A 10,795-nucleotide genomic window follows, 5' to 3' on the forward strand; every position below is an offset into this window, starting at 1 on the left:
GCGCTGGAGCTAGACAACAAAAGGCTTTGTTCAAAATTTTAAAGCTAAAAAATCTTATACTCTCTTACTCAGCCAAAAAAGGGGAGTACGCCCACTCCCCTCGCAAATCCCTATTCCATTGACACATCGTCAAACGCTTGAGACCCTGTCGGATGCGGGAAGAATCCGTCTATTGTACTCTTTCCGGCGAGCTGCGGCACGGAATGGGCGAGCGGTACCCATGGAGCATCATCGTGAATGATTTCCAATGCCTCTTTATACAGTTCGCTGCGCTTATCTTCATCCGTTTCTGTTTGTGCCTCAATCAACAGCTTGTGAACATCCTCACTCGCATACCTTGAATAGTTGTTGGATCCGATGCTGTCTTTATCCAACAGGGCATATAGGAAGTTATCTGCGTCCCCGTTGTCGCCAGTCCATCCAAGCATAAACATCGGAGCTTCTCCATCCCGTACTTTTTCCAAATAAGTGCCCCATTCCATCGAAACAATATTGGCTTCAATGTTGAGCTTTTCAAGGTCAGCCTGGATTGCTTCAGCCACCTTTTGGCCGTTTGGCATGTATGGACGTGGTACTGGCATGGCCCATAAATCCATCTTGAATCCATCCTTGAATCCGGCTTCTTCCAGCAGCTTTTTCGCTTTATCCAAATCAAACTCATAATCTTCGATTTCGTCGTTATATCCGTTGATGGAAGGCGGAATCGGGTTTTTCGCTGGTTCAGCCGTTCCTTCATAGAAGTTGTCGATGATCGCCTGCTTGTTTATTGCGTGGCTGATGGCCTGGCGGACTTTTTTGTTATCAAAAGGTTCCTTTTCAACATTGAATCCCAAATAGCCGACGTTCATAGACGGACGCTCAAAAATTTGCAGGTTGCTATCCGCTTTTACCTTTTCGACGTCACTTGGATTTAACCCATCGATTAAGTCCACTTCACCTTTAATCAATGCGTTTAAACGGGCAGAGTTGTCCGTGATGACTTTAAAGATGACTTTATCCAGCTTCGGAAGCCCTTCCTTCCAGTAGTCCTCATTTTTGACGACTGTGATTGTGTCATTCCGTTTCCAGCTCTCAAACTTGAACGGTCCTGTTCCAACCGGATTTTCGATGTATTTGTCACCAAACTTTTCAATGGCTGCCGGGCTTGAAATGCCAAACGGTGTCATGGCCAAGTTCTTTAGGAATGGCGCTTGCGGTCTGAATAAAGTGAACTCAACCGTATGTTCATCAACCGCTTTCACTTCTTTAATAACTGCGGCTTCCTCACCTTTAAACCCTCCAAATTGAGAAACAAAATAAGGGAATTCCGCTTCGTCTTTCCCGTTCATCCAACGTTCGAAGTTTTTAACGACTGCATCCGCATTGAAATCAGTGCCGTCATGGAACTTTACACCTTCCTCCAATTCGAATGTGTACGTTGTCCCGTCATCAGAAACTTCCCAGTCTTTGGCAAGGCCCGGGACAATGTCCGCCGTTTCCTTCTCATATTTCACAAGTGTCTCAAGTATCTGGTGCGTTACGATTAAGGATTCACCGTCCGTAACCGTTATTGGGTCAAGCTTGACTGCATCCCCTCCGCGAGCGTAAATCATTGTTCCGCCGCTTTCAGCTGTTTTTTCTTTCTTTTCTCCGCCCTTTTCTTTTCCAGTCTCTTTCGATCCGGAACAGCCCATAAGAGCCAAAGACAGGACGAGCAGCAGTGAAAAAGCAATGGATAAACCCTTCTTCATGTTTTTGCCCCCATTCATGATTTTTGCCTTTTATTTATTTCACGCGATCAGTCACTCATACAAGTGGCACGCCGCGTAATGGCCTTTTTCAACTTCTTTGAACAATGGACGTTTGTGAGCACATTGTTCCATTGCCGCCGGACAGCGCGTATGGAACGCACAGCCCGCTGGCGGATTCGCCGGGCTTGGCACATCTCCGCGTAAAATAACTCGCTCCTTTTGGAAATCAACATCTGGAACAGGTACAGCCGATAATAGCGCTTTCGTATATGGATGTTTCGGATTTTCATACAATTCTTCGCTATCCGCAAGCTCCACGATCCTTCCAAGGTACATGACTCCTACCCGATCGCTGATATGCCGGACAACCCCCAGATCATGTGCGATAAATAGATAGGTCAAATCAAATTCTTCCTGTAAATCCTTCAGCAGGTTCAAAACTTGCGATTGGATGGATACATCAAGGGCAGAGACAGGCTCATCCGCTACAATGAGCTTTGGATGGACAGCCAAGGCCCTTGCAATGCCGATCCTTTGCCGTTGGCCCCCGCTGAATTGATGAGGATACCTCTTTGCGTGATAATCATTGAGCCCCACGATTTCCAGCAGCTGGCGCACCCTTTTCTTTCGCTCTTTTGAATCTGTCACGCCATGAACGATCAATGGCTCCTCCAATATTTTTTCAACTTTATGCCTTGGGTTTAAGGAAGCGAACGGGTCCTGGAACACCATCTGCATTTCCCTGCGAAGACGGCGCATTTCATTTTTGGGAAGGTTCGTGATCTCTTTTCCTTCAAAGTATATTTTTCCTTCTGTCGGTTCCAGAAGACGGAGCAGCGTTTTGCCTGTCGTTGACTTTCCGCATCCGCTTTCGCCGACAAGCCCCAATGTTTCGCCTTTCTTAATAAAAAACGATACATCATCAACCGCTTTCACTTCGCCTATTTGTTTCCCGAACGCCCCGCCTTGGATGGGAAAGCTTTTCTTTAAACCCTCGACTTCCAATAATCGATCTGTCATCCGCTGACTTCTCCTTTTTCGCTTATAAAGAGGATAAAAATGAGGATAAGCTTTTTATTCGAATAATATGCGTCATGTCTAGCTCCAGCGCCTATCGACTAGCAGACTTCGCACCTCCTCCTACGATAAGTCAACATCGGCTCGTTCCTCGCCGTGTTTCCTTTATCTCGTCGGAGGCACTCCAGTCTGTACGTCGATGGGCAAGGCGCTTTCGCTTTTCTTAGTTTCATACAACCAACATTTCACTTTATGTACATCTGATAGATTCAAAAGGTCAGGGGTTTGGGCAAAGCAGCGGTCAAAAGCATGTTCACACCGTGGTGCGAAGTGGCAGCCTGTTTGGATTGAACCGGGTTTTGGCACATTGCCCTCTATTGAATAAAGCCGCTCCTTTTTATGGCGCATATCCGGGACAGACTGGATCAATCCAACCGTATAGGGATGTTTCGGATTTTTAAAAATCGTTTTGACATCCGCTTCTTCCACGATATGCCCGGCATACATGACAATGACGCGGCTGCACATTTCAGCCACGACTCCCAAATCGTGCGTAATCATAATAATCGCAGTATCCGTGTCTTTGTTAAGCGCTTTCATCAAGTCAAGAATTTGCGCCTGAATGGTGACATCCAGTGCCGTTGTCGGCTCATCCGCAATCAACAATTCCGGATTGCAGATCATCGCCATCGCGATCATGACGCGCTGCCTCATCCCACCGGAAAGCTGGTGAGGATATTCATTGAGCAATTGCTCCGCACGCGGAAGGCCCACAAGCTTCAACATTTCAACCGCACGCTCTTTTGCTTTCTTTTTTGGTAGTTTCCTATGGATCTGAATAGCTTCCAGCAGCTGCTCGCCGATGGTAAAAACCGGATTCAGGCTCGTCATCGGTTCCTGAAAGATCATGGCGATTTCATTGCCCCGGATTTGCCGCATTCGCTTTTCCGATGCCAAAGCGAGGTTTTCTCCTTTAAATAAGATTTGGCCATCCACTTTTCCCGTTTGTGCCGGAATAAGCCCCATGATAGACAAAGAAGTGACGCTTTTTCCGCATCCCGATTCCCCGACAATTCCGAGGACTTCACCGGATCGGACATGAAAGTCGATGCTGTTTACAATCGGGATTTCCCCATCATCTGTAAAAAAAGAGGTTCTCAGCCCTTCTACTTTTAATAATGCATTATCCACTGCCTCGCTCCCTTCTGAGGATGACTTACTATATTTCAAAAACATTATTACATTAAAACGAAAAATTGGCAATATGAAAAATAGAATGATATGTATATAAATGCCTAGATTACAGTCTATTAAAGTATTCGATACTTTTTTCGTAAGTCCTTTTTATTATTGGAAAATGAACTGCGGATTGAAGATTGGCATCGGAATACATAGCAAATAAGCGGGCCAGCCCTTGTCTGATCCGCTTTTATTGTCAATATCCGACTACATCGCTCTGTCCCGATTGCCTTTCGAACGTTTTTCTACAAAAAGAATCCCAAGTTCGTGGTGATCGCCTTCGTAGAGGGCACATTGCTCAAATCGGATTTCGCCCTTCACATCAAGCACCTCAAGCTTGCAATAAGCACGATTTTTCAAAAGTGCTTTATACAATTCATCTTTATTGGAAACCGCCACATTGTTGCAGGCCTGGATAATTTCTCCCGTTTTCAGCTCCATTTTACTTGCCGGCGTCCCCGGAATAATGTCCAGTATCATAACTCCGCTGTTTCGGGGTGTAAAATAATAGAGCGTATTATTTTCCTTGACACGGTGTCTGTATGAAATGAACAGCCGTCCGAGAATGGCGATGCCTGCAATAACCGGAGGAATATATTCCTGGTAATAGAAACCGGCTGACGATGCGGCAAGGATGATCACACCCAAAAGAATGATTTGTTTTGCCAATCTTTCAACCGCCTGGCTTGGCAAACTGCTTTGGACCTGGTTCTGGAAGCCGAGTGCAAAAGGGACGAGTATAAGTGAATACGTCTCTGTTCCCCAGTCGATCACCGGCCACCAGTCAAACGGAGCCGTCAAAGGGCCTGCAGGCAGAAAAAAGAAAATGGGGAGCAGCCACACCCGTTTGATTTGAAGTGCGCCTATCGTAAGCCCCCTTCGGCTTGTCCGCAGCTTGGGAGAAACATCTTTCAAGCCGTTTTTTAACATTAGAATCCCTTCTGATAAGAGGAGAACACCAAGCAGAATGGGAATCCCTATTAAAAATCGGCTGTTTTCCAATAATGTATCTGTGTAAGGAATATGTACACTAAAAAACGTGATAGTAAACACAATTAGAATCGGAAGACCTACAGTATATGCAGGAGAAAGCAGCCTGGCGTTGCCGATCACTCCCAGAAGAATGGTGGTGATGGCAATCAATGCAAACATTTCGAGGGGAATCGTCAATCCGGTTATAATCGTTATGATGGATAAGCTCATACCTGCCAGAAGTCCTGCAGGGAGCAAATGCTTCAGTTCATGGAATTGGTCATGGACTCTGACATTAAAATCGTTCCGTTCCCTTTTTATTCTAATAAAACCGGCAAAGAGCACCAGTAGGATAGAAAAATATAATACAGGATTCAGAAAAAGCCTGCCTATTCCCTTGGCTAATTCGAACAGCCATAATTGCACCATCTTGCAGCCTCCCTCTGGAATGAATGATTATCTCTTATTCTATCAAAGATTTTATCAGGGAGAAATGCATATTTTTTTAGAAGAAGACAAAGGTACAGGCCCCTGCCCACTGTTTGCAACTGTAAAACGGGTATTATGAGTCCAAAACGGCCACGCAAGAGTGGCTTGCGTGGCCGTCGATAAGTTTGCCGATTTATTTCATTGATTTTAATGCCACCTGAAGCTGGAGATCATTTCGTTCATCCTGAATTTCCTTGATGACTGCCTCTTCCAGCTTTTCGGCGGTTTTTTGATCAATTTTTCCTGTTACCGGCACTTTTTCAATTGATTGGAATGCCCGTACGGCACGTTCCGTCTGGCCGTCGAAATATCCATCCGTCCGTCCCGGACCATAGCCGAGCCCTGTCAATAACTCTTGGGCAATCTTCACTTCTTCGCTATTCATGTCACGGGCCAGCTCTTTTTCGACTGTCAATGAATGAGCGTGGAAATATTCCGGCTGTTCGACTTCTATCGTCGGTGCGATTCCTTTTTCATGAATCCAGTTGCCGTCAGGCGTCAGCCATTTGAACATCGTCAGTTTAATATTGCTCCCGTCCTCAAGTGGGATGGCCTGCTGGACCGTTCCTTTTCCAAAAGACTTGGTTCCCACCAAATCATAGCCTTCGGCTTCCTTTAAGGCGCCGGCTAAAATTTCTGATGCTGAGGCACTTCCTTCATCAATCAGTACAGTAATCGGATAGGCTTTCCTTTCTTCCAGGCCAGAAAAATAAGGATTCTTTTTTCCGCTTCTTTCTTCGATTTGAACGTAGGGCTTTTTATTTGTAACCAACTGCTGTAATATTTCCTCCACACTGGAGAGCATGCCTCCCGGATTGCCACGGACATCGATAATGAGGCCGGCCATTCCTTCCTTCTCCAATCTGTTCAGCTCGCTTGTAAACTCCCGGGCCGTCCCCTCTGCAAAAGAGGTGATCTCTATATAACCGATTTTTTTATCCCCATTCTTTTTCATATCGGCAAAAACGGTCACAACCGGCACTTCTTCACGGGTGATTTCCACCGCAAACGGTTTGCTCGCCCCTTTGCGCAAAATCTCCAACTTGACAACTGTCCCTTTTTCCCCGCGGATTTTTGTTGTAGCTTCATATAAATCCAGCCCTTCCACCGATTCACCGTCAATTTTTAAAATTTGATCCCGCGGTTTGAGACCTGCCTTTTCAGCCGGTGTATTTTTAATAGGCGCCACAATGATCAGCTTGCCTTCCTCAATCGTGACCTGTGCTCCTATTCCGTCAAACGATGAATCGAGACTGTCGTTGAAGCGTTCCGCCGTTGCCGCATCCATATAGACGGAGTACGGATCCTTCAACGTTCCGATCATCCCCTGAATGGCACCCTGAACGAGCTGTTCGTGATCCACTTTTTTAACGTATGATTTTTGAATCAATTGATAAGCCTGCTCTATTTTTTCAAGATTGCCCGATACCACCGAGGACTTGTTTGTGCTTTGCTTTTCTTCAATTGGATTGTCTTTTGAATTGGATTCTTTCCATTTCATTCCTGCATATGTCCCGCCGGCCCCCAAAAACAAAGAGCAGGCGGCGACCAATGCCAGCCATTTTTTGTTCATCGTCTTCCCCCTCAACCGGTTCACCTTACTTCAAAATCTATGCCGGCGATGGACAAGTTATGAAGGTTTTTCTTAATTGTGATACGATGTAAAAAAGCTTGGAAAGGCGGTTTGCCTTATGATAGTCAGAGAACGGCCGGATGAATTTGTCATGATTGAGCAGCATCATCATGCGGAGATTTCGGGCAAGTTGATGTGCTGCTTGAAAGAGGAGTTGCTTAAAGGGCAGGCAAGGGAATCGGTAACATTTGCCGTTTACCAGCATGACTGCGGATGGAAGCTTGCAGACAAGCAGCCGATTTGGAATGACAGCGAGCTCGCTCCGTACTCCTTCACCAACTTTCCGACGCCGTTGAAAACACTCATTTATCAACATGGTATCGATGAAGTCGCCAAGGAAGATGCATACGCCGCCCTTTTATGCAGCGAACATTACACAAGATTCCTGCTTCACGATGAGTCGGAAGAGGCCAAGGCTTTTGTAAAAAAGGAAAAAGCACGCCAGGAACAACTGATTGAAACGCTGCCCCGTTTCGATCCTGCTTTATTCGGATTTCATTATGGTTTGCTTCAGCTTTTCGATAACCTGTCGCTGTTTATATGTTTGAACGAACCCGGAAAGAACGAGAATCCTTTTTTCCGGAATGGCATCCCCTTAGCGCCTGCACTTGGTCTGAATGGGAAATTGAATGTGCGTTGGATTAATGAGAATACGGTTCAGGTAGAGGATTTCCCACTCGAAAAGGCGTGCACGGTGACTTTGAAGCAAAAAACCGTGCGCAAAGAGGATATTATAAAAAAGGGATTGATCAAGAGCTGCTTGGAAGCCCCTCTAGAGAAATTTTCCATCACAATGACACCTCATATATGAAAAGCTGATTTTTACGATGGTGTGAATACAGAAATCACGTAAAAAAGCCGGGGTGCATTGCACTGCACATCCGGCTTTTCAGTATCATTCTTATTTTGCTTGGCCCACCGCCTCAACGGCTTTTTCAATCGCTTGCGCAAGGTCCGCAGTAATATCTTCAACAGACTCCAATCCAACCGCCAATCTGATCAATTCTTCTGTTACGCCTGTGTCTTTCAATTCTTCGGCGCTCAATTGCTGGTGAGTTGTAGAGGCAGGATGGATGATCAACGATTTCGCATCCCCGACGTTCGCTACGTGTGACCAGAGTTTGACGTTGTCGATTGTTTTTCTGCCGGCTTCTCTTCCGCCTTTGATTCCGAAATTCACAATGGCTCCAGGACCTTTAGGCAAGTATTTTTTAGCGAGCTCATGTGCAGGATGGTCCTCCAATCCCGGATAGGACACCCATTCTACTGCATCATGATTTTTCAGGAATTCAGCGACAGCTTTCGCATTTTCTATATGCTTTTCAATCCGTACATGCAATGTCTCAAGTCCTTGAAGGAAAATAAAGGCATTATCCGGGCTCAGGCATGGGCCGAAGTCGCGGAGCAGATGTACGCGGAGTTTTGTCGCAAAAGCCGCACCGGGGACATCGATTCCGTAACGGATGCCGTGATAGCTTCTGTCCGGTTCAACAAAATCAGGGAATTTTTCGTTGTTCCAATCAAATTTTCCACCATCCACTACGACACCGCCGATGGCTGTACCATGACCGCCAATCCATTTGGTAGCAGAGTGGACAACGATGTCAGCGCCGTACTCAATCGGCTTGCACAGATACGGTGTCGCAAAAGTACTGTCTACAATCAATGGAATATTGTTATCATGAGCTACTTTTGCAACGGCTTCAACATCCAATACATGAAGGCTTGGGTTTCCGATGATCTCCCCGTAGATCGCTTTTGTTTTCGGAGTGATCGCCTTGCGGAAGTTTTCCGGATCGGTCGGATCGACGAATTTTACATTAATGCCGTACTTTGGCAGCGAAATGGAGAACAGGTTGTATGTGCCTCCATAAAGATCCGTAGCAGCTAAAATTTCGTCACCTGCACGGGCAATGTTCAAAATGGTAAACGCGATAGCGGCCGCTCCGGAAGAAAGGGCAACAGCAGCCGTCCCCCCTTCAAGCTCGGCAACTCTTTTTTCAAATACGTCAACCGTCGGGTTCATAATTCTTGTATAAATATTTCCTTGTTCTTCCAGAGCAAATAGTTTTTGAGCATGTTCTGTATCGTTAAATACATAGGAGGTTGTTCTGTAAACAGGAACAGCACGTGATCCTGTAGCATCAGGCTCCTGTCCTCCATGCAATAAAATTGTTTCCGGCTGATAATTTTTTTCTTGTGTCATTTTTTCTTCCTCCTTAAAGTTTTTTAATTCGATCGGAACAGTTGGTAATAAAACGGCGCAAATACAATGCCGTTTAGGAAGGGGGAAAAGAAAACTAAAAGCCCTCTTCCGTATAAGAAGAGGGCCGATATGACGATTCCTCCCCTTATCTTCCAAGTCAATAGACTTGTAGGAATTAGCACCTTTTCAGAAAAACTGAAGGTTGCCGGGCATCACAGGGCCTATTCCCTCCGCCGCTCTTGATAAGAGTGTTACTTGTTAATTCATGTAATTGTTCAGCTCTGTCGAGCTCTTGGATAATACTATATACCACTGGTCCATGAACTGTCAACACTAAAATGAATTATTTTACATTTTGGATATTATTTCATTTCAGATACGATCTTTTCAATCGTTTCTTCATCCATCGGACCAATGATTTTCGTATGGATCTTGCCATTCGTATCAATCATGTAAGTCGTCGGGATGGTGAATGCCCCATAAGTTTTACCGATCTCTCCGCTTTCGTCAAGAGGCACAGTAAATGTAAGATCGTATTCTTCAATGAAATTCTCAACCTTTTTGTTGACGTTCCCTCCCCGCTCGGCATTCGTCAAATTCACGGCTAAAATTTCCGTATTTTGCTGTTTGGCCTTTGTTTTATAGTAATTTTCCATATGGGGCATCTCCGCTTTACACGGCGGGCACCAGGACGCCCAGAAATTCAGAATGACCTTTTTGCCTTTATAGTCTGACAGCTTTACAGAAGCACCCTCTAAAGTTTCCAGCTCAAAATCCGGCGGGACATCCCCATTTTTTAGGCCTTCACTAGTTTGCTCCTCTGTTTGCGATTGCGTTAAAAACTCCTCCTGAGCGGCTTCGATTTCATCATTCTCGCGTACATCCTGGATGATGTTTACAACAACGATTCCGACAAGCAGTGCGATAAGTGCCAAACCGAATATCCTTTTGTTCATTAATATTTTCGACTTCCTTTCCATGCGGCCCAGCTAATCATAAAACTGCCGGCTGTATAAGTCGCCATTGGGACGGAAAACAAATTTCCTGCCAATGAGTGAATAAGCCCCAGAAAACAAAGGTATAGTACGAGAATTTGAATACTCCAAACTGATTCAGCCGATTTTTTCCTCAACCAAATGAAAAAGGCGATACTCCCGATCAATTGTAAGCTTAAAAGCAATATATGCCATTTGGTTAATAAATAGAAGACAAGCTCATATACTGTAATCATCACAATCCATACTTCCATTTGGAGACTCTTTTCCAAAATCGCGGATTTTCTTGCGGCAAAAAATAAATAAAGGAAAGCAGCTGCGAATCCAATCCAATATCCTTTAAGGCCGCCGTTAAAATACACGACGGAAAAAGGATTTTTAACTGCAGTTTGAAATTGGAACAGAATGACGCTCAGCTTCCATGTCAGTACAGAGATAAAAAAGGCATTGCTCTGAAACCTCTCCCCATTAAAATGGGGAGGTTCCCGGACCCTAAAGGGTCACGGTTCCATTG

The 10,795-nt window shown here is 45.2% G+C and carries 9 protein-coding genes and 1 riboswitch; of the genes, 1 reads left to right on the forward strand and 8 read right to left on the reverse strand.

What is annotated here, in order from left to right:
- Positions 1–110: 110 nt before the first annotated feature.
- The 5 genes from FS666_RS17865 to FS666_RS17885 form a co-directional block, all read right to left on the reverse strand.
- The gene (locus FS666_RS17865; RefSeq protein ID WP_144463626.1) at positions 111–1,730 is read right to left on the reverse strand and encodes an ABC transporter substrate-binding protein; all 1,620 of its coding nucleotides are present in this window, start codon (positions 1,728–1,730) and stop codon (positions 111–113) included.
- 51 nt (positions 1,731–1,781) lie between these two features.
- On the reverse strand, positions 1,782–2,750 hold the full coding sequence (locus FS666_RS17870; RefSeq protein ID WP_120075510.1) for an ABC transporter ATP-binding protein: 969 nt from the start codon (positions 2,748–2,750) through the stop codon (positions 1,782–1,784).
- Between the two features lie 162 nt (positions 2,751–2,912).
- Positions 2,913–3,983: an ABC transporter ATP-binding protein gene (locus FS666_RS17875; RefSeq protein WP_144463627.1), complete on the reverse strand. Its 1,071-nt coding sequence runs from the start codon at positions 3,981–3,983 to the stop codon at positions 2,913–2,915.
- A gap of 210 nt (positions 3,984–4,193) precedes the next feature.
- A complete protein-coding gene (locus tag FS666_RS17880) occupies positions 4,194–5,387 on the reverse strand; it encodes a PDZ domain-containing protein (RefSeq protein ID WP_144463628.1) in 1,194 nt (397 codons plus the stop codon).
- Positions 5,388–5,580: 193 nt separating this feature from the next.
- On the reverse strand, positions 5,581–7,020 hold the full coding sequence (locus FS666_RS17885) for a S41 family peptidase (RefSeq protein ID WP_120075516.1): 1,440 nt from the start codon (positions 7,018–7,020) through the stop codon (positions 5,581–5,583).
- Positions 7,021–7,138: 118 nt separating this feature from the next.
- Here FS666_RS17885 and FS666_RS17890 point away from each other — a divergent pair, with 118 nt between their 5' ends.
- Positions 7,139–7,891, forward strand: coding sequence for a DUF3891 family protein (locus FS666_RS17890; RefSeq protein ID WP_144463629.1), 753 nt, complete (start codon positions 7,139–7,141; stop codon positions 7,889–7,891).
- Positions 7,892–7,981: 90 nt separating this feature from the next.
- On the opposite strand, the gene FS666_RS17895 is transcribed toward FS666_RS17890, so the two are convergent.
- The 3 genes from FS666_RS17895 to FS666_RS17905 form a co-directional block, all read right to left on the reverse strand.
- Positions 7,982–9,286: an O-acetylhomoserine aminocarboxypropyltransferase/cysteine synthase family protein gene (locus tag FS666_RS17895; protein ID WP_120075522.1), complete on the reverse strand. Its 1,305-nt coding sequence runs from the start codon at positions 9,284–9,286 to the stop codon at positions 7,982–7,984.
- Between the two features lie 142 nt (positions 9,287–9,428).
- A riboswitch (SAM riboswitch) is annotated at positions 9,429–9,535 on the reverse strand.
- A 113-nt stretch (positions 9,536–9,648) separates the two neighbouring features.
- The gene (locus FS666_RS17900; protein WP_144463630.1) at positions 9,649–10,242 is read right to left on the reverse strand and encodes a peroxiredoxin family protein; all 594 of its coding nucleotides are present in this window, start codon (positions 10,240–10,242) and stop codon (positions 9,649–9,651) included.
- Positions 10,242–10,535, reverse strand: coding sequence for a hypothetical protein (locus tag FS666_RS17905; protein WP_144463631.1), 294 nt, complete (start codon positions 10,533–10,535; stop codon positions 10,242–10,244). Before FS666_RS17905 ends, FS666_RS17900 begins: the two co-directional genes overlap by 1 nt.
- Positions 10,536–10,795 lie beyond the last annotated feature (260 nt).

Source organism: Siminovitchia fortis (assembly GCF_007681465.1).
Lineage (GTDB): Bacteria > Bacillota > Bacilli > Bacillales > Bacillaceae_C > Siminovitchia > Siminovitchia fortis.

Coding starts and splice junctions, on each gene's coding strand:
- FS666_RS17865 (WP_144463626.1), bottom strand. CDS start 1,730: ATGAAGAAGGGTTTATCCATTGCTTTTTCACTGCTGCTCGTCCTGTCT.
- FS666_RS17870 (WP_120075510.1), bottom strand. CDS start 2,750: ATGACAGATCGATTATTGGAAGTCGAGGGTTTAAAGAAAAGCTTTCCC.
- FS666_RS17875 (WP_144463627.1), bottom strand. CDS start 3,983: ATGTTTTTGAAATATAGTAAGTCATCCTCAGAAGGGAGCGAGGCAGTG.
- FS666_RS17880 (WP_144463628.1), bottom strand. CDS start 5,387: ATGGTGCAATTATGGCTGTTCGAATTAGCCAAGGGAATAGGCAGGCTT.
- FS666_RS17885 (WP_120075516.1), bottom strand. CDS start 7,020: ATGAACAAAAAATGGCTGGCATTGGTCGCCGCCTGCTCTTTGTTTTTG.
- FS666_RS17890 (WP_144463629.1), top strand. CDS start 7,139: ATGATAGTCAGAGAACGGCCGGATGAATTTGTCATGATTGAGCAGCAT.
- FS666_RS17895 (WP_120075522.1), bottom strand. CDS start 9,286: ATGACACAAGAAAAAAATTATCAGCCGGAAACAATTTTATTGCATGGA.
- FS666_RS17900 (WP_144463630.1), bottom strand. CDS start 10,242: ATGAACAAAAGGATATTCGGTTTGGCACTTATCGCACTGCTTGTCGGA.
- FS666_RS17905 (WP_144463631.1), bottom strand. CDS start 10,535: ATGGAAGTATGGATTGTGATGATTACAGTATATGAGCTTGTCTTCTAT.